13 protein-coding genes are annotated in these 19892 nt (G+C 65.4%); 2 read left to right on the top strand and 11 right to left on the bottom strand.

Annotation, left to right across the window (positions count from 1 at the left end; translation table 11 throughout):
- Positions 1-55 precede the first annotated feature (55 nt).
- The 3 genes from VT03_RS02880 to VT03_RS02870 all read right to left on the bottom strand — a co-directional run bounded on the left by VT03_RS02880 (position 56) and on the right by VT03_RS02870 (position 4789).
- Entirely contained in the window at positions 56-955 is a 900-nt protein-coding gene (locus tag VT03_RS02880; RefSeq protein ID WP_075091596.1) for an alpha/beta hydrolase, read from the bottom strand.
- A 440-nt stretch (positions 956-1395) separates the two neighbouring features.
- The gene (locus tag VT03_RS02875) at positions 1396-3918 is read right to left on the bottom strand and encodes an ABC transporter permease subunit/CPBP intramembrane protease (protein ID WP_075091595.1); all 2523 of its coding nucleotides are present in this window, start codon (positions 3916-3918) and stop codon (positions 1396-1398) included.
- A 97-nt stretch (positions 3919-4015) separates the two neighbouring features.
- On the bottom strand, positions 4016-4789 hold the full coding sequence (locus VT03_RS02870; RefSeq protein ID WP_075091594.1) for an ABC transporter ATP-binding protein: 774 nt from the start codon (positions 4787-4789) through the stop codon (positions 4016-4018).
- 451 nt (positions 4790-5240) lie between these two features.
- Between VT03_RS02870 and VT03_RS02865 the strand changes: the two genes are divergently transcribed.
- A complete protein-coding gene (locus VT03_RS02865) occupies positions 5241-5963 on the top strand; it encodes a hypothetical protein (RefSeq protein WP_075091593.1) in 723 nt (240 codons plus the stop codon).
- 20 nt (positions 5964-5983) lie between these two features.
- Here the strand turns inward: VT03_RS02865 and VT03_RS02860 are convergent, their stop codons facing one another.
- Positions 5984-6355, bottom strand: coding sequence for an MmcQ/YjbR family DNA-binding protein (locus VT03_RS02860; RefSeq protein WP_075091592.1), 372 nt, complete (start codon positions 6353-6355; stop codon positions 5984-5986).
- 135 nt (positions 6356-6490) lie between these two features.
- Positions 6491-6934 carry a hypothetical protein gene (locus VT03_RS02855; RefSeq protein WP_075091591.1) on the bottom strand — a complete coding sequence of 148 codons (444 nt, stop codon included), beginning with the start codon at positions 6932-6934 and terminating at the stop codon, positions 6491-6493.
- A 170-nt stretch (positions 6935-7104) separates the two neighbouring features.
- Between VT03_RS02855 and VT03_RS02850 the strand changes: the two genes are divergently transcribed.
- Entirely contained in the window at positions 7105-7533 is a 429-nt protein-coding gene (locus VT03_RS02850) for a hypothetical protein (protein ID WP_075091590.1), read from the top strand.
- An 18-nt stretch (positions 7534-7551) separates the two neighbouring features.
- Here VT03_RS02850 and VT03_RS02845 read toward each other — a convergent pair whose 3' ends face one another.
- The 6 genes from VT03_RS02845 to VT03_RS02820 form a co-directional block, all read right to left on the bottom strand.
- The gene (locus VT03_RS02845; RefSeq protein WP_075091589.1) at positions 7552-8982 is read right to left on the bottom strand and encodes a sulfatase; all 1431 of its coding nucleotides are present in this window, start codon (positions 8980-8982) and stop codon (positions 7552-7554) included.
- Between the two features lie 117 nt (positions 8983-9099).
- Complete coding sequence (locus VT03_RS02840) at positions 9100-13698, bottom strand: PVC-type heme-binding CxxCH protein (protein ID WP_075091588.1); 4599 nt, start codon at positions 13696-13698, stop codon at positions 9100-9102.
- 485 nt (positions 13699-14183) lie between these two features.
- On the bottom strand, positions 14184-14801 hold the full coding sequence (locus tag VT03_RS02835) for a 4Fe-4S dicluster domain-containing protein (RefSeq protein WP_075091587.1): 618 nt from the start codon (positions 14799-14801) through the stop codon (positions 14184-14186).
- A gap of 176 nt (positions 14802-14977) precedes the next feature.
- Positions 14978-16378, bottom strand: coding sequence for a hypothetical protein (locus VT03_RS02830; RefSeq protein ID WP_156514250.1), 1401 nt, complete (start codon positions 16376-16378; stop codon positions 14978-14980).
- Between the two features lie 833 nt (positions 16379-17211).
- On the bottom strand, positions 17212-18735 hold the full coding sequence (locus VT03_RS02825; protein ID WP_075091585.1) for a sensor histidine kinase: 1524 nt from the start codon (positions 18733-18735) through the stop codon (positions 17212-17214).
- The gene (locus VT03_RS02820) at positions 18732-19847 is read right to left on the bottom strand and encodes a pyridoxal phosphate-dependent aminotransferase (protein ID WP_075091584.1); all 1116 of its coding nucleotides are present in this window, start codon (positions 19845-19847) and stop codon (positions 18732-18734) included. Before VT03_RS02820 ends, VT03_RS02825 begins: the two co-directional genes overlap by 4 nt.
- Positions 19848-19892 lie beyond the last annotated feature (45 nt).

Genomic DNA, 19892 nt, shown 5'->3' with positions numbered 1-19892 from the left:
GAAACGACTTCCCGGGCGGCGTGCCCACGCGGACGGATCCTGGATCGCCGGTGGCTCAGGCGGCCTTTTTCTTGAGATGGCTGTCGAAGAACGGGAACGCCTCGTCGATGACCTTCTTCCAATGGGCGCCGTCGAAGCTGTGCGTCTGTCCCTCGAAAAGCCGCAGCTCGTGCGGAGCCCCGACTTCCCGGCATTTCTCGTCCAGCAGCCTGGCCTGCTGGACGGGAACGATGTCATCGGCCGTTCCGTGGAAGGTCAGGATCGGCGGATCGTCCTTGGTCACGAAGGTCACGGGGCTGCAGAGGCGATACTGCTCGGGCACCGCCTCGGGCGTCCCGCCGCAGAGCCCTTCGACCATGAACCTGGCGATCGGACCGTCCTTGTGCTGGCTGACCATTTCGGTGGGGCCGAACAGGTTCAGGACCGCCTGGACCCGGCTCGAAGGCGCGGTTGCGGGGACGTCGCCCTCGAGGCCGTCGTCGCCGTCCGTCGTTCCGACGAGGAGACTGAGGTGCCCCCCCGCGGAGCCGCCTGCCACCCCCATCCGCTCAGGGTCGATGTGGTACTTCTCCGCGTTGGCCCGCAGCCAGCGGACGGCGGCCTTGCAGTCGTGGATCTGCGCCGGAAACGGATTTTTGGTGGCCGGCTTCTTCTGATTGGCGTCGGTCAGCCGGTAGCTGATTGTCGCCGCGACATATCCCTTGTGAGCCGAGGCTTCGATCGCCTGCTGGAAGGACTCACGATTCCCGCCGACCCAACCGCCGCCGTGAATCCAGACGATGCAGGGGAGTTTGTCCTCTTCGGACTTTGGCCGGGCGATGTTGAGCTTGAGCGATGTGTCCCCGACCTTCGCGTATTCGATGTCCTTCTCGACGATGAGGTCTTGGCCGAAGCCCTGTTCGCAGAGGACGAGCAGGAGCGCGGCGCACAGGAACGCGGGGAAAACTCGGGTCATGGGTTCAGTCCGGAGAGCGTCGTGGGACGTTGGCAGTGTGCTTCACGGTGTTCCGCGCTGCAAGGAATGCCGCGCTCCTGTCGGGACACGTTGCCTCGAATCGCGTCCTTGCCGGCACCGCTCGATAGCTCAAACCCAACGTGCGACGGCAGGCTGGGGTCAAGGGGGCGACCCCTTGCCGCCGGAGGCACTTCTATGAGGAACGGCGGTCAGCAACGGGCGTCCGCTTTGTGGAACCCGCGTTGAGCACTCCGCCAACCTACACCGCTCGCTTTGCACTCCCCGCGTCTTCGGTGAGGGGTACCCTGCACGTGTTCCGCGTTTGGACACGCTCTCCTTCAGACATCTCTCGACGGCCAAGCCTCCGGCGGGCAATGGGGCGTTGCCCCCTTGCATCCCCCACCATGGGTTACCCCCTGGACCCCGGTGGCCGGTCCACCTTATCGCGAGACGGAAGCGAGCGTCTCCGGATGCGACGGCTCGGCCAGCGCCGCCGCCTCGGGCCGCTCATTCTTCATCCGGTACAACCAGTAAACCATGTAAACCGAAGCCAGCCCCGCAATCGCGATCAACGGCAGGTCGAAGTCCAGCATCGGCTTTCCATCATGGACAGTCGTCGTGAACAGCCAGTCCGTAATCCCCGAGTCAAACCACTCCGGCCGGACTCGCAGCCGCAACAGCTGCGTCGCGTTGAACAGGAAGTGGAAGATGATCCCCGGCAGCAGGCTTCCGCTCCGGACCGCCAGCAGCCCCAGCACAAACCCCAGGAACACCGCGTTGAACACTTGGTGAGGAATCATGTGGATCATCCCGAACGCGATGGACGACATCGTGATCGCCGCCCAGCCGCGATACGAACGCTGCCACCCCGTCAGGATGAACCCGCGGAACGCCACCTCCTCACAGACCGCCGGAAAGACCGCCCCCGCCAGCAGAGCCAGCACGACGGGCACTTCGGAACTCCCCATCGCCTTGATGATGTCGAACGCGGACGACGGGGGCTTGGGGAAGAACCACTCCAGGTTCTGCAGGACTTCGTTGGCGACCGGGATCAGCGCGAACGGGAGCAGCACAGAGAACAGCAGGAAGATCGGCTTCGGCCAGTACAACTTGAGTGTCCGCCGGAAGTTCGTCGTCAGGACGAGCGTCATCACGACAGGCGGCGCGAGCACCGCCATCGCCATCGACATCATCTGCAGCCGCAGCATCTCTTGGGCGGCGTTGGGGCCCTTCATCGCGCTCCCCATCGCCTCCTGAAACAGCCCGATCGAGGCGAACTGAAGCACCATCATCAGGAAGTAGCACATCACCGCCTCGGCGGCCCGCGGGGTCGGCTCCTTATCCCGCAGGACGTGGCGGATCCACAGGTTGAGGTCGAACCGCTCCGCCTCGCGGAAGAGGACCTCTTCCCTTTTGAAGAGCGAGACCGCCCACATCAGCGCCGCCGCGCTGTAGCCGATACTCGCCAAGAGGACCGACACGAGGTAGTACGACATCTCGTGCGACGGATGCGAGCTCTGCAGGAGCGCCTTGAGAAGCAGCGACGGCCCGACGACGGGGATCAGGCTGTTGAACTGCGAGATCTCCTGCGACGGGCTCAGGCAGACGACTGCCAGACCCATCGTCACCATCAGGAGCGGCGTGAGGTAATACTGCCCCTCCTTGTTGCTCTTGGCGAACATGGCGAACGCCAGGCTCAGGGCGCTGAACAGGCTGCAGAGGGGGATCGACATCACGACGACCCACGCGATCGACGTCGCCGGGGGGAGCGAAATGTCGCCCACCCCGCCGAAGCGGCTCGATCCGAAGAGCGACATCGTGTACTTGCCCGTCATCCCCATGCTGACGAGGTTCAGCAGGGCCGTCGTCACGCTGAAGAGGAGGACCGTCAGGAATTTTCCGACCAGGATCTCCGAGCGGGTCGCCGGCGAGATAAGCAGAGTCTCGATCGTCCCCCGCTCCTTTTCCCCCGCTCCGAGGTCGATCGCCGGATAGAAGGCCCCCGTGACCCCCATCATGACCAGCATGGCGGGGAAGAGCTTGCTCCACAGGTTCGCCGCCATGTCGTCCGGCCGGGCCATGTCGACTTCGACGGCGTTCACCGGCGAGGAGAGCGTGCTGGGGAGCCCCGCCTTGGAGAGCCGGGCCTGAAGAACTTCGGATTCCCAGTCCCGCATCGCCTCTTTCACGCGGCGATAGGCGACCTGGGATTTCTCGTCGGCGCTGTTCTGCAGGACGATCGGGCGCGGAATCTGGTCGATATCCCGCAGGTTCCCCTGGCGGGTCTTGAGCTGCTCGTCGATCTCCTGGACCTTCTCCTTGAACCCCTTGGGGACGACGATCAGGACCTGGATTTTGCTCTCGCTGAACCACTGGTCGATCGCCAGCTTCATTGCGGCTTCGCGGGCCTTGTCGGCATCGATCTGCCGGACCAGCTCCCGGCCCCGGGCCTCTTCCGCCTGCATCGCTTCGTTCTGGGCTTCGGTCCGATCGGCCGTCTGCTTCAGCGCCTGCAACCGGTCGGTCACGGCCGTCAGCTCGAGATCGCGGTCCCGTCGGGCCCGGATCGTCCCCGCAAGCTCTTCGACCTGCGGTCGGTTCTTCTGCGCGAGCGCGACCATTCCGGCCGCGGCCTGCTGCTCTTTGCTTTCAACGTTTCCCCGGACGTTCTGTTCCGTCAGGACATCCAGCTTGGCGGCATCATCCGGAGAGACGAAGAACCGCCCCACGAAGCGTCCCGGATTGGCGGGATCGATCAGCGGCGGAGGGGGCAGGTCTTCCGCTCCCAGCACCACCACCGTGCGGGGCTGCTCGGTGAAGGTGAGCGTCATCTGCATCATGCCGATGCCGAGCGCCGGATAGAGCAGGATCGGCAGGACAGCGACCATGAACAGGGTCCGCCGGTCCCGGAGCTGGTCCCGGACTTCCCGCAGAAAGATCAGCTTGATGTTCTTCCAGGTCATTCCCGTATTCTTCCCTGCGGCTGGTCCGCCGTCCGTTCCCCGGTCCCGCGTCTTATGTCGATGCCTCGTCGGCCCCCGGCCACGGGCCGTCGCCCGCTCAGCTGGCGTGCGCCGCGGCCTGTTCGGCGAGGGCCTTGTCATATTCGTCGATCAGCCCGAAGAACACCTCTTCGATGTCCCGCCGCCCGTACCGCTCCATGAGCTCCGGCAGCGTCCCCATCGCCAGGATCCGCCCCTTGTAGATGATGGCCACCCGGTCGCAGAGCTTTTCCACTTCCCGCATGATGTGCGTCGAGAAGATGATGCACTTTCCCTTCTCCCGGAGCGAATCGACGGTATCGAGGACGGTCCGGGCCACGAGGACGTCGAGGCCGGAGGTCGGCTCGTCGAAGATCAGGACCGGCGGGTCGTGGATCAGCGTGCGGGCGATCGAAACTTTCTGCTTCATCCCGGTCGACATCTTCGACCCCAGGACGTCCCGGAAGTCGTTCATCCGGAGTGTGGAGAACAGGTCTTCCATGCGGCTCCTCAGCAGCTCATCGGGGACGCCGCACAGTTCGCCGTAGTACTTCACGAATTCGTAGGCGGTCATCCGGTCGTAGATCCCGGTGTTCCCGGACATGAACCCGATGTTGGCCCGCACCAGCTCCGGCTGCGTCGCCACGTCATAGCCGGCGATCGTGGCCCGGCCGCTCGTCGGAAGGAGCACGGTGCTGAGGACCCGCAGGCAGGTGGTCTTTCCCGCGCCGTTCGGCCCCAGCAGTCCGAAGATCTCCTTCGGCCCGACCTTGAACGTCACGTCATCGAGCGCATGGACCGATCCACGGACGAGATCGAAAAACTCCTTGCTCAGATTCTCGACCTGAATCATCAATCGATCCTGAAGGCATTCCGCGACAACCGTCCGGAGACGGAACAGGAGACGGCGGTCATGAGAGGCGACTCCTCACCTCTACACCATTTCCGCGGGAGGAGACGGAACGACCTCTCTCCGGCGACCTGCGGAAACAGTCCGCTCCCCGGGATTGTGGAGATTCCCCTACCGTGCGGAAAACCGCTACGACCCGAAAAGTTTGACGATCGACTCCGAAGGAGACTCCCTCCCTGAACATCGAGGAGACAATGGTCGACGGAGTCGCAAGCGGGAAATGGTCTTACGGCGATCGGACTCGAGGCGGGGGGAACCCCGCGTTGACCATCTCCGTCAAAGTTCGCATGATCCATCCCGCCCCTGCCATCGTTTCCGCCGAGGGCTTGCCGCGCGCCGCGGCAGGTATCCCCAACCCGCGACCGAAGGCCTTTCCGCGATCTGAAGAGTCCCCGTGCGGTCCCTCCTTCTGGATTTCCTGCTCGGCCCCATCATCCGCCCGTGCACGCGGCTCTTGCTCGGTTTTGTCGCGATTCCCGCCTTCCGGGCCATGCGAAGGAAGGTAGCGAACCAGCAGGCGTGGGACCGCGAGTTCGAAAAAGACATTGAGCAGTGGTTCCGGGCCTCGCTGCTCCTCTTCGCGGCGACCCGCAACTTCGAGACCTGGCTGGCCGGCATCCTGGCGGTCCATTTCGAGCACGACCTCTCCAAGTCCTGGATCACCGCCGGCCGGGTGCTCCTGGCGATGGGGGTGATCGAGGCGATGCCCGATCAGCAGCTCTTCTCGATCATCCACCCGGGGCCGCGGCCGCTGAAGTACGACCGGCGGCAGCCCCTCTGGCAGAACATCCGGACGCAGATCGGCCCCTTCCTCAAAGGGGTCCTGTGCCAGCACCTCAACCGAGCCTCGCCGATGCTCGCGATCCTGGCGGTCTTCTTCGGTGGTCCGGTCGGCTGGGCGTGCTACTTCCTGGCGATCACGCAGTACCTGATCATCGGACTCGTGACGAGCCGCGATAAGGCGCTCGACGTCCTCTCGGAGTACGACCAGCAGGTGGCCCTCCGGCGGGAGATCCTGATCGAGGAACTGGAGCAGTCGCGGACGGACGTCCCCATCGGGCAGCCTTCTGCGACTCAGTCGCCCAAGAGCGAGCAGGTCATCCCGTCCCGTCCCTGACGCGGCTCACGATCGACCGCTCAGCCTTCCGCGTCGAGCTGCTTTGCCAGCCGCTTGGGAGCGATCAGCCGGTAGGCGTCCCGCACGAACCGGGCGACTTCGTCCCAGTCGGCATCCTGGTCGAGCTGAATCCCGAGCCACCCCTTGGGACCGACGTAAGGGGGCGAGAAATAGCGTTCCGGATCGGCCCGGATCATCAGCTCCTGCATCCCCGGCGGGGCCTTGAGCCACACCGCCGTCCGCCCCGCGCCGTGATGGTTCCCCGCCGAGGCCTGCATGGCGAAGATCTTGTTCCGGATGCGGAAGGTCGGCTCTCCCCAGGCCTCGACCTCCTCCGCTTCCGGCAGGGCAAGGCAGATCTTCCGCAGCTGAGTCGTGGGACGGGGGGGCATGGTGCGGAGTCTCCAGGGGAGGGGGGATCCGGGACGAGAAGTCGCGACGGGAGAAGGGGCGCCGAACGCGCACATCTTGCCATGCTGCCGCGGCGGTCCGCGACCGAAGCGGGAGCGAAACCGGCCTGTCGAGGCTCAGCGGTCGAAGATCGGTGGCGCGACGCCCGCCCCACCCAGGGGCCCGATATGGTGCATGTCCCTGATGGGGATGGTGACATCCACGACGATCGTGGACTCGCCGCTCGTTTCGTCGACCAGGATCCGCTGCGTCATCGAATACTTTTGCCCGAGACCGGCGTGGTTGCGGGCCGTCCCCTTCGCGTGAACGACGCAGTTTTCGAGAACGACGTGTCGCTCCTCGGCATTCCAGTCCCGGATGCGTCCGGTGACGTGCAGTGCCTCCGGGCCGCGGCCCGCCTGGACCTCGATCTTCTCGCCGACGGCAAGCAGACTCATCAGTTCCTGACACATCAGCCGGTCGGTTTGTTCATTGGGGCGCCGGTCGCGCGACAGCCCGGACAACTCAGCGCATCCCATCGGAAGAAGAGACAGCAACAGCAGGGTCGCGGGCAGATGCATGGCCGGGGGCCTCCTGATCCGGAGATCGGCCACGATAGGCGAGAGCCGCGGCCGGTCCCAACTTCCGGCCTCCACCAGAGGACCGAGGCGGCATTTCCTGCCGCCACCCGTCAGAATTCCCGAGGGCTCGACGGTCCCGCGTCGTTCGACCCCGAGATCCGGAGGGCGATATGTATTGGCCGCAGCTTCGTCCGTCCGACCGGATCTTTCTCTGGCGGTATGTCGATCCGCCACGCAGTTACGCGGGATGGCACTTCACCGGAACGGCAACCGGCTGCCGGGTGTTTGGCGACATCCTGCGGGCGCTGCATCCGGAACGGGTCCCGTCCCGATCCGTCCCTCTCAGCGAACCGGCCGAGCGGGAGCTGTCCGTGCCAGACTGTTCGGCTCAGGTCATCGCCTTCGACCGCCTGCGGGTGACGCACACGGGTAACGCGGCGGACTGGTCGATCGAAGAGGAGGACTCGGAGATCGAGCTGTCCCTGGGGAGCGACGGAATGACTCGGCTCCTCGCAGCGCTCGACGACATCCGGATCGGCCGCGGGGACTACACGATCGGAAGCGCGGCGCAGCCGCTGTGGATCTGGTGGCGGTCATGAACCCCGGCGGAAGCGAGCTCAGTCCGCGGGAATAAGCGGCTGCGGGTTCGGGTGTCGCCCGAGCGCGCGGCATCCCGGCCCGCGGCCGTCGAGTCCGAGGTCCCCTTCCATCCGGGCGGCGAGCGTCCGCAGGCGGGCCGTTTCGTCGGGATGGCTGGCGGCCACGTTCTCCCTTTCGCCGATGTCCTGGCCGAGGTGATAGAGCTCGCCGGACTTGAGATGCAGCTTCCAGGGGCCGGACCGGACTGCCTCCAGGGCGAGCCCGCGGAAGTAGTAGAACGTCTCGTGCGGCGAACGGGCTCCCTCGCGTCCCAGGAGGATGGGGCTGATGTCCCGGCCGTCGAGCGTCCGGTCGGTCGGAGGCTGAGCGCCGGTCAGCGACGCCACGGTCGGAAGAAGATCCATCATTGCCGTGACCTCATCCGAGGAGGTCCCCGCCGGGATCCGCCCCGGTCCCCAGGCGATCATCGGCGTGCGGATTCCCCCTTCGAACGTCTGGCCCTTCGTTCCCCGGAGCGGTGTGTTGATCGATCCGTGCGGGATCGACCCGCCGTTGTCCGAGGTGAAGAAGACGATCGTCTTCTCCTCAAGACTCTGCTCCCGCAGTTCCGCGAAGAGTTCCCCCACGGTGTCGTCGAGTTCCTCGATCCAGTCGTTGAGGAGGCCGTTTCCGGACCGGCCCCGCGCCCCTTCGGCGGGGTAGTGCGGGAAGTGGACGGCGGTGTGGGGGAGGTAGAGGAAGAACGGATCGCCGCGGTGCTCGCGGATGAAGGCCCGGGCCTTCTCGGAATACCGCTTTGTAAGCGTTGCCTGCTCGGCGATCCGGACCCGCTCGATGACCTTCTCGTTCTCGAGGAGCGGCAGCGGGGGCTGGGCGTTCCCCCGCAGACCGTACTCGTCATTCATCGGCTGCGCGGCGCGATTGGCCGCGGGCCTTTTCGGCATCGGGATCGGCTGGCCCGGGTTGCTCTTGGAGCCGTCGGCTGCCGTCCCCATGTCGTTCGAGTACGGGAGGCCGAAGTAGCTGTCGAAGCCCTGCCGCGTCGGGAGGAACTCCGGCTGATCCCCCAGATGCCATTTGCCAATGCAGGCGGTCGCGTAGTCCGCCCCCTTCATCACTTCCGCGATCGTCACCTCGTCTGGGTGCAGACCGACCTCGGAGACCGGGAAGAGGACGTGGGGGATCGGGAGGGACCGCTTGGGATAGCAGCCGGTCATCAGCGCCGCCCGGCAGGGGCTGCAGACCGGGGCGGCGTAGTGGCTCGTCAGCCGCATCCCCTCGCGAGCCATCCGGTCGAGATGCGGCGTCCTGGCCTTCGTCGAGCCGAACGGGCCGATGTCCGCATACCCCAGGTCGTCCGCGAGGATGATGATGACGTTCGGCCGCTCGGCGGAGTGCGCCGAAGCGACGAATGCCAGCACGAACACGCTGCAGAGGAGGCGGGTCATTCGGCTCTTTGCGGAATAGAGGGAGGGGATGAGTGCCACGGATCCCGTTCTGCACGAGTCGGCGGTGGCCTCCCGCTGACATCGCCGACCGCGGGCTCCTCTCGCGGAGCGGGAGGGCTACTGCTTTCGCAGCCAGACGTAGTCGAGGCCGAACATGTAGGCCTTGACCGCCTTGGCATTCGCCCCCGTGATCTCCACGTTGAGCTGCTGCTCGCCGGGCGTCAGGGCGTGCGTCCCGAGCGAGATCGGCTGGGTGTTGACGACCCCCTCGTTGAAGTTGTCCATCGGTCCGGTGACCGGCTTCCCGTTCAGCGAGAACTGGACTTCGCCGTAGTCGACCGCCTTCGTCAGGACGACGAAGACCTCGTACGTCCCGGACTCTTCGACCGGGAACCCGATGACGAGCTTGTCCTTGGGATGGGCACCGGTCCACCACAGGTGCGACTTGCCGCTCCAGCGTCCCAGCGGGAACCCGCTCATGTTCTGCGGACCCGCGTTCCCGCCGGTCTTGGAGATCACCTTGAGGGACTCCCCTTCGATGGCATTGGCCACCTTGCCGCTCGTCGGATCGAGATACGGCCCTTCGCCGGGGAGCGGGACCTGGCTCGGTCCCTGGACATAGGCCACGAGGTCCCGCACGTCCCCTTCCGAGAGCTGCTTGAGCTGCCCTTCGGGCATCAGCGAGAGGGGAGACAGCTGCCGCTCCTCGATGTCCGCCTTGGCGAGCGTCACCTGGTCGGTCGGGGTCTGGATCAGGACCGTCTCCCCTTGCTCCTGCTTCACAATCCCGTTCAGGACGCGGCCATCCTGCATGACGAAGAGCGTCATCTGGTAGTCGCGGCCGACGACGGCGCTCGGATCGAGCAGGTTTTCGAGGAGGTAATCGAGATTCGCGCGGTTCGAGCCGGTGATGTCCGGGCCGATCTGCTTGCCGCTGCCGAAGAGGGTGTGGCAGGCCGCGCAGGTCTTGTTGAACAGCTCGCGGCCATGGCTCAGGTTGGCCTTGGTCAGCGAGTCCGGCTTGAGCAGCACCTTGTACCGCTTGAGATCCTCCGCCTTGTCGGCCGGAGTGTCGCGGAGCGTCCCCCAGACCTCGTTGAGCCGCTTCGTCACCTGTTCGTTGTTGAGCCGGGCGATCTGCCGGACCGTGAATGCGGTCAGGTCATTGCGGGGAATCGTCTTCTTCTCGATCGCCGAGAGGAGTTCCAGGACCCACGCGGGACGGGCGCTCAGGACCGCGATTGCGGCCTGCTGGTCGGCGGCGGGGAGCTTGGCGTACGCCTCGATCAGAGTCTGTGGCGTGCGGGGGGTATCGAAGGCCGGGAGGGCGTTGATCGCCAGCGAGCGGACCGCCGGGTCGTCGAGGAGGCCGTAGAGGACCGCGGGAAGCTCGGCGTCCTCACCCGCCACGAGCGAGTCGAGGGCCAGTTTGCGGCGGGGGAGTTCCTGGGCCCGATCGGCGAGCGTCGCCCGCAGGCTCTCGAAGACGCGGCGGTCGCCGAACTTCACGGCGATGAAGTCGCGGTACTGGAAGGTCTTGGGGTCGGACGAGGCCGAGAGGGCGTCGTAGGTCTTCTCCCACGACTTCGGCATCGCGACTCTCCCGCGCCCCTTGAGAGCGGTCACGACCTCTTCCAGCATCCATGGCCACTGTCCGGCCGGCGTCTGGGCGATCGCCGTGAACAGAGCGTCGTAAGAGCGGTCTTCCGAAGCGGCCCGCCGCACGATGTATCGGGCGACGGTGGTGAACGGGGTCGTCGTGGCGATCCGCATGGCTCGCGCCGGATCGAGGGATACACACGGCTCCACGGCGTACCACAGGAGGAGCGGCAGGTTGTGGTCGTCCGTTCCCTCCTTCTGACTCAGCAGCGTCTCGAGTGCGGCCCACCGGCTTGCGGGAGCCGATCGCAGAAGCCCGGAAAGGGCCTGGCGCTTGATCCGCAGGTCGGTCTCCTTCTTGAGCAGAGGCAGGAGAATGTCGTCGGCGGGCGTGGTTTCCGGAGCGCTCATGGCCAGCCGCAGCGTCCATCCGCGGACTTCGGGATCCGCATTCTGGAGAAACGCTTTCACGTCGTCCGAGCGCAGGCCACCGACGTCATACAGGGTCCACAGGAAGTGCAGGGCGTGCGTCGGGGTCTTCGCTGCCGAAACCTCCGCACGGATCCTGGTGAGGAATGCCTCATCGAGGCGGCCCGTTGCGGCCCGTTCCTGGAGGATCCGACGCGCGTGGCGGACGTACCACTGGTTTTCGTGAGTCTGGAGCTTCAGCAGCTCCTCGTTTCCGAGAGCCTTGAGATTCACCTGGACCGGCTTCGTCTGGCCGTAAACGACCTTGAAGATCCGGCCGTTCGTCCGGTCGTGGCCGGGGGAGTTGCCGTGGTGGCACTGGTTCTTGTCGTACCAGTCGATGATCGTCACCTGGCCGTCCGGGCCGTAGGTGAGATAGATGAACTGCGACCAGATGTCATTGGCGAACAGGAAGTCCGGAGCGCCGTCCCCTTCATAGCCGGAACCCTTGGCTGCCAGGAGGTCGAGGTTCAGCCGGGCTCCATGGATGTTGTTCATGAAGAGCTGGTTGCGGTACTTCTCCGGCCACGCTCCCCCCTGGTAGATCATTGCCCCGGCGTGGGCGTGTCCGCCGCCGATCCCGTCCGACTTCAGGCGGTCCTCGTTGTTCCACTGGTTCCCCGTCCAGTGGCGGTGCTTGGCGATCGTCTTGATGTCGTCGTAGGTGTAGAGGTTGAAGTGCTGCCCCGCCTGCCGCTGGTACCGCGCGCCGGGGATGATGTGGTAGAGGTGCGGGATGACGCAGGCGGTGCAGAACGCTTCCCCCTTGTCATTGAAGTCGACCCCCCAGGGATTGCTCGTCCCCTCGGCGAAGACTTCGAAGACGTGCCGCGTCGGGTGATACCGCCAGATCCCGGCGTTGATCGGAGTCCGCTTGTCGTCCGGCGTCCCTGGCTTGCCGACCCGCGAATGCGTGAAGACCCCGTGGCAGCCGTAGAGCCAGCCGTCCGGCCCCCAGATGAAGGCGTTCAGCGTCTCATGTGTGTCTTGATAGCCCCAGCCGTCGAGGAGGATCTGCGGCTCGCCGTCCGGCTTGTCGTCGCCGTCGGCATCGGGGATGAACAGAAGGTACGGGGAGGCACCCACCCACACTCCGCCGAAGCCGAGTTCGATTCCGCTGACGAGGTTGAGCCCCTCTTTGAAGACGGTCCGCTTGTCGTGCTTCCCGTCGCCGTCGGTATCTTCAAAGATCAGGATCCGGTCCTTCCCTTCGCCCTCGGGAGCCCGGATCGGGTAGGTGTAGGCTTCGGCCACCCACAGCCGGCCGCGGTCGTCGAACGCCATGGCGATCGGCTGCTGGACGTCCGGCTCGCCGGCGAAGAGCTTGACCGAGAAGCCGGGAGGAACGGTCATCGCCCGGGCCGCTTCCTCCGGGCTGAGGCCGCTCGCCATTTCCGGCCGTTTCCGCGGTCGAGCGTCTTCGAACTCCTGCTTCGAGACCTCTTTGACGATCTGCGTGTGGGCGAAGATCCCCTTCTTGTTCCCGACGACGACATCCGGCTGGCCGTCCCCCGAAAAATCGCCGGCAACGACCTGCGTTCCGATCCCTGAGTCGTCGTCGATCAGGTGCGGGACCCAGTCGACTTCGCCGTCCTTGCCGCGCGACAGCTCGAACCAGTAGAGGACGGCGGCGGCGTTCGGCTCAGCGTCCCCCTTGGGACCGTGGGCCCACCATCGCTTGCCGGAGACGATGTCCATGAGCCCGTCGCCGTTCATGTCGACGAGGTCGACCGCATGCGGCTGGGAGAAGACGACGCCGTACGGATTCTCATTCGCCTTCGTGCCGACGATGACGTGCTGCTGGAAGGTCGGCTCGGCCTTGTCGCCCCCCTGCTCCCACCACACGAGACCGTAGCCGTGGGCCTGGAGGGCGGTGATGACGTCATTGCGGCCATCGCCGTTGACGTCGTACGCGAACATGTGCGAGCCCCCCTGGCTGAAATTGAAGGGGTGCTTCTTCCAGAGCGGATCGTTCGCCAGCGAGGCGGGCTGCTCCCACCAGCCGTTCTTTTCGAGGATGTCGAGCCGGCCGTCGCCGTTGACGTCTCCCACGCCGATGCCGTGCGTGAACATCCCGCCGGCCGACTTGTCCGAAATGACATGGAACGGCCACGGCTTCGCCGGCTCCTTGGGATCGTATGCCGCGTAGCCGAAGAACCCGCCCGTCGAGCAGATTACCTCCGGCTGTCCGTCGCCGGTGATGTCGAGGAACGTCGGCGACTCATTGTCGACGACCGGGACGACGACATGCCGCGTCCAGTGACCTTCCTTCCCCTGGGGGTTCTCGAACCAGCTCGCGTCCTTGCCGGGGAAGCCGTAGATCAGGATGTCGGTCCAGCCGTCGCCGTTGAAGTCGCGGGTGAAGGCGAAGAAGTTGTCCGAGTAGCCGTGCGGGTCGAACGGCTTGGGGGTGTAGTACTCGCGCTGCGTCTCGAACGTCGGGCCCTCGTACCAGTAGGGACCGGCGACGAGGTCCATCTTGCCGTCTTTGTTGAAGTCGCCGAAGGACGCCCCTTCGCAGAAGAACTTGTCGGAGAGCTGCTGCTTCCGGAACGTCCGCAGGAGGAATTTGTCCTCCGCGCGGGACGTCTCGGAAAGTGCCAAACACAGAAGGGCGGGCAGGATGACCGCGATGCGAGCGACCGGCATCGAACAGACTCCGCGATGGGATGGGAGCGGGGAGAATGGATCAGCGACAGTTTATCCCGCTTGGCGATTCCCGCCACGGTGCGGGCTGTCGGCAGTCAGCGATGGGTGTGTTCACTCGGCAGTGGTCGGGTGGTGCAGCAAGCAGGCGCGGACGACGCATTGCCCGAGAAAGCCGGGGTCCAGGGGCACCCTGGTGGGGAGTGCAGAGGGGCAACGCCCCTTTGCCCGCCGGAGGCCTGGCCGTCGAGAGATGTCTGGAGGAGTACGTATCTAAACGCGGATACCGTGCCGTATGACCCCTCACCAACCCGCGGGGATTTCAAAGCGAGCTGTTCGGGGTGAGAGAGTCCTCAACGCTCGTCCCACAAAGGGGACGTCCGTTGCGTACCACGGTTCCTCAACGAAAATGCCTCCGGCGGCAAGGGGGCGTGGCCCCCTTGACCCCAGGCTGCCGTGGCACGTTGGGTCGAGCTTCCCGGCAGGACTCAGTCCATGAAGATCCGCTGCCAGCCCGGGAAGATGCAGTCGAACAGCGCCCGCCCTTCCGGCGTGGCGTCGAACTGGATCTTGTCGCCGTCTTCCGCCACCCGGTTCACCAGGACGACCGTCTCGCCGTCTTCGGTATAGAGCCAGTCAGGCTTCGTGAACCACGTCACGATGTCGACGAGGTCCTGACGCTTCGTCGGAATGAAGACCTGGCCGTCCAGGAAGATCTGATAGCCGTACTCTTCGAGCTTGGCCCACGGAAGAGCTGTTTCGGCTCCCTTCCAGTAGGGCCGCAGCACCGACTCCGCATCCGGACTCACGTTCGGATTGTGGAGCATGTCGATCGCGTTCCACGGACAGATCGTCAGCGTGTAGATGTCCGTGCTGTCATTCGGCGACCGGTAGCACATCTGGCAACCGATACAGCGGGACGTATCGATCTGGTGATAGCTCTGGCCAGGTTCACCCCGGACTTCGTAAATGCAGTCAACAGGACAAACCGTCGCGCACGACTGGCAGCTCGTGCAGTTGTCCTTATTGATGACGTTGATGTACCGGGTTTCTTTCTTCCGGTCGTCTTTGCGCGTCTGGAAATACTCGGTGACTGAGATCGTCATGGGATTCCAGTGAGCGGGGCCGCGGCGAGTGAGGGGCCGATTTGAGGAACCGGGCCGCGGGAGGATTCCCCTTCCGCGCACGAACATCCATCAAAACTCACCTGCGAAGATATCGGCCGGACGAGACCGCCACCAGACCTGCGGCGGCATTCCCGACCGTGAGAGCGGGCCGGAGGTCAGCCGCCGCCCGCCTGCTGGGCGGCCATCGGTCCGGCCGCCGGAGTGGCGGGAACGTTCGCGGCCGGCGGGCCCGTTTCGTAGGCGCCGCGGGTCTTGGGATCGGGGATCGCGGGGCTCTTGGCGGTCACCTTGCGATTGGCCGGCGCGTTCTTCTCCAGCCATTCCAGGGCCGTATTGAGGTCCACCACAGGGACGACCGCGGGATTCGCCGGGTTCAGCAGCGTCGTCAGGATCGGCTTGCAGGCGGCATAGGCCGCGTCGACGAGCGGCTTCTGGGCGGCAAGCCCCGGACGCTGCGAGACCTGCAGGAAGCCCCACAGCTTCGGGGCCAGGGCCGTCTGCGGGTTCTCCGGCTTGAAGGAGAAGTACAGGTAGGCCGCCGACCACTTGAAGGCCCCGGATCGTTTCGCCGGCAGCGTGGTGTTGTACTCATGCCCCAGATGGAAGGCGACGATTGCGGTCTCGTGGACGATCAGCGGGACGTTGAACGACCCGTTGAGCGAGAGCTGGGAGGTGGCTCGCACGGCCGCGGCCCGGACCTTGGTGTTCTCCTTGCGGTCAACCATGCGGTCCATCAGGGCGTCAATCGGATCGGACCCGCCCGCCAGGGTCATCGGAAGGTCACAGCTTCCGATGGCTTCGACAAGGGCTTCGCGATACCAGCAGGGACCGACCGTCATTCCCTCGGCGGCCTTCGACTTCAGCCCGCGGACCAGCGCTCCAACGATGGCGTCCCGCTTGGTGATCGCCAGATCGCCCCCCGGAACGCCGTTGACGGCATTGAGTCCGATCGTGCCGAGCGCCTTGGCGGCTCGGATCTTGGTCTCCACCGGGAGGACAGCCGAGTCGAGGACCGCGATCAGCGGATCGGCCGTGGCCACGAGCGGAACGGCCGGAGTCCCCTTGGTGAGGTTCGGCTTCGCGGCGACGAGCCGGCTGAGAACGCCCACCAGATTGACGGTCACGACCGGCGGGTGCGGCGGGTTCCGTTCAAGGAGCTCCTTGCAGCGGTCGATCGTCGCCTGATGCAGAATCGCTTCGGCGGCTTTGCTCGTTCCGGGGCCGTAGATGTAGTTGTTGAAGTACTGATCGGTCTTGGTAACGAGGGCGGCCTGATTCTCCGGGATCGTCATCCGGTCGACGTAGAACTTGGCGCCGTTGATGAGCAGGTCTTTGCTGGCCCCGGCGGGATTGGATTCCTTCGCCGCCTTCGTCATCGGGAAGTTGTTCTTCTTCCCCCAGTCCTCATTGGCGATCTCGGGCGGCGCGGCGGCCGACTCGGCGATCGCCCGGGCCGGAGCGGCGGCGATCAGAACGGCCAGCAGCGCCCAGAGAATGCGTACGGAGCGGGGCGAAGGACGGCACTGACCGAGCGAAAGATCGGAACAATCTGGCACGGGGAGGTCCTTCAACAGGGATGTCCCGCCTTCCCCTCGTCGTGCGGGGAAGGGCAAAACATCGACCGTCTGAACACCGTTCCGGGCAGCGGCGGCTGCGACGACCCACCCGGCAAGGTTCGAAACGCGAATGGATAACGACTTGAGGGACATCAGGGCCGCGGACGGATCAAACCGATCATCCGAAGCCCCGCTGAGGAAGGGCATTACGAGCCGGGCCGCAAGGGGGACGCCGGGAGGCCCGGCAGCCCGCTGCCCCAAGTCGCTGTCTCCGCAGAAATCCACGGAAAGCACGCCCTGGGCCATGCGGAACGACAGTTTCCCTACGTTATCACCCATTTTCTGCGGCTGTCAACTTGGCTGAAGACTTGGCGGGAACGTTCCTTACATTCTTCCGCCAGGGGCGTTTTCCACGGCGTCTTCGCTCCCTTCGGGCATCCGCTCCCGCCGGCGGAGTCCCCTACGACTGCCAGAGGCGGGGAGATTGGCATGATCGGCTCATCCGGCCGACCATCGACGGTACGGGGCGCCTGTTCAGTGGTGCCTTTGCCGCCGGAGGCGCTTCCCTGAGGAACTGTGGCAGACAACGGACGTCTGCTTTGAGGGACCGGCGGTGAGGACTCAACGCTCGCTCTGAATCCCCGCGTGTTGGTGAGGGGGTATCCCGCACCTTGGCCGCGCTTGGACACGTGCTCCTTCAGACATCTCTCGACGGCCAGGCCTCCGGCGGGCAAGGGGGCCAAAAAAACAAGACAGGCCCCCTTGCATCCCCCACCAGGGGCGAGCCCCTGGACCCCGGTTCTTCGGACAACCATCCAGCGAACGTGTTCTGGTCAATTGTGGGGAGATGTATCACTCGCTGCGGATGGCTCGGAGGAACTGATCCGCCGGCTCGCGGGATGGGACGCGAGCGGGAGCCGGACCTCGAACATCGTTCCCGACGCCCCGCTCTCCACTCGAATCGTCCCGCCGTGGCCTTCGACAACCGCCTTGCAGATCGCCAACCCCAGACCCGTCCCGGGGGTGTCGCGGGAACGCGATCGATCCCCCCGGAAGAAGCGGTCAAAGACACGGGGGAGATCCTCTGCCGCAATCCCCATCCCGGAATCGCGGATCGTCAGGACCGCCTCCTGAGCTCCGGCGTCCTCCTGAAGCGTGACCCGGACCGTCCCACCCGTCTCGGTGAACTTGATGGCATTGTCCAGCAGGTTGTTCACGACCTCCCGGAGGTGGAACTTGTTCCCCGCCACCTCCGCGGAGCGGAGATCGTCAGCCGTGAAGGTGATCTCCTTCAGCTCGGCGACCCCGCGGAACATGCTCGCTGATCGCGAGACGACGTCCCGCAGGTCGAGGACGCTGCTGTGCGTCTCCAGGTGCTCCCGCTCCGACTCGGAGATCAGGAGGAGCTGGTTGACCAGGATCTCGAGGGCTGCCCCCTGTTCGATGATCGATTCCAGCAGCTCCTCGTACTCCGCCACCGGACGCGGCTGCTGGAGCGTCACCTCTACGGAACTGCGGATCGCCGCCAGGGGGCTCCGGAGCTCGTGGGCGGCGTTCGCCAGCGATTCCCGGTGCTCCTGCAGGTAGGCGAAGATCCGGTCGAGGAGCTGGTTGACCGTCATGGCGAGCTGGTCGAGCTCGTCCCCCGTCCCCCGGATCGGCAGGCGTTCGTCGAGCTTCTCCGGATGCAGTCCCGCGGCGGTGGCGGTCATCTGCGAGACGGGGTCGATCGCCTTCCCCGCCAGCCAGTAGCCGACGAGCGGCGCCGCGATCAGCGACGTCAGCGCCGTGAGAATCACAATCCGGTCCAGGGTCCGCATCTGGTCGTCAATCATCGACGCCTGCGCCCCGACGGTGACGACGGCCCGCGCGGGTTGCGTGTTCTTCGGAAGCGACTGCTTCACGATCCGGTAGCCGCCGATCGTCAGCGGTGTCTTGTTCGGCAGCTCCATCGGCGAGGGGCGGTTGAGCGGGGCCGTCCGGTTGATCGCCAGGACTTCGCCATCGGCCGAGAGGATTTCAACGTACTCCTGGAGATGTCCGTGACCATAGGTCTCGCGGTCGACAATCCGCGTGAGGACGACCTCATCGAGGGTCGCCGGGAAGTTGTTTCCCGGGGCGATCTCCCCGGCCGCTTCCTCCAGCTCATCGAGGAGGATGCCGTCCAGCTCCGCCCGCAGCGTGAATTCGACCTGCACCCGGACCGCCAGCAGCAGCGTCAGCGAGGTAAACAACACCACGCCGGCGTTCCACAGGATGACCCGCACCCGCAACGGGCGCGTCGTCCTGCGCCACCACGACTGCTTCGTGACGGCCTCCAGCGATCGAACGGTGGCTCGTGGGCGGTGCGAGATCATGCTCCCTCACGGGCGATCTTCCGCAGGACGGCGGCCCCCTTCCGGAGCGTGTCGTCCGGCGCGGCGTACGAGAGCCGGAAGTGCGTGTCCTGCGAGCTGAAGACGTTCCCCGGAATGATGAGGAGCTCGTTCTCGATCGCCTTCCTGACGAATTCGGTGCCCGTTCCCCAGGGGGTCTTCAGGAACAGATAGAACGCGCCGTCGGCCCCGATGATCTCGAAGTCCTCCTGGAGCTCCGCCTTCATCAGGTCCCGCTTGCGGCGGTAGTCGGCGACGTGTTCCGAGACGTCAAAGTCCCAGGCTTCCGACGCCGCCCACTGCAGCGGATGCGGCGAGCAGACGAAGGTGAACTGCTGGAGCTTGATCATCTGCTGGAGGACGTGCTCCGGTCCGTGGCACCAGCCGACCCGCCAGCCGGTCATGGAGTGCGACTTGCTGAAGCCGTCGATGACGAGGGTCTGGTCGTTGTATTTCGCCGGGCTGACGAAGGGGCGGTCGTAGCAGAAGGCGCGGTAGATCTCGTCGCTGATGAGGCAGATGTCTTTCTCGCGGCACAGCTCGGCGAGGCCGCGTACTTCCTCTTCCGTCGCCACACGGCCGGTGGGGTTGGCGGGGCTGTTGAAGAGGATGACTTTGGTGCGATCGGTGATCGCGGCGCGGACTTTGTCCAGGTCGATGCGGAAGTCCGGGTAGGTGCTGAGCTGGACGCACTTGCCGCCGGCGAGGGTCGTCAGGTGCTTGTACATGACGAACCAGGGGTCGAAGGCGATCACCTCATCGCCGGGATTGACCAGCGTCGAGAGGGCGAGCATCAGGCCTCCGCTGGTACCGCTGGTGATGAAGACCTTGCGGTCCGCGTGGCCGTACTCCGCCTGGACGGAGGCCTGGATCTTCTCGAGGAGGGGCTTGATCCCCTGGGTCTGGCTGTAGGCGTTGCGGCCGTTGTCGATGGCCTGGCGGGCGGCGGCCTTGATCGGTTCCGGGGTGTCGAAGTGCGGCTGCCCGATGCTGAGGTTGATCGGGTTCTTCATCGTGGCCGCGAGGTCGAACACCTTGCGGATGCCCGAGGCATCGATCTTGTGCATCCGGTCCGCAATCCACCGCTCGCTCATGTCACATCTCTTTCTGGTGTTGGCGGGAGAAAAGGTAACGCCCAA

Source organism: Planctomyces sp. SH-PL14, assembly GCF_001610835.1.
GTDB lineage: Bacteria > Planctomycetota > Planctomycetia > Planctomycetales > Planctomycetaceae > Planctomyces_A.
This window is presented reverse-complemented; position numbering and strand designations above follow the sequence as displayed.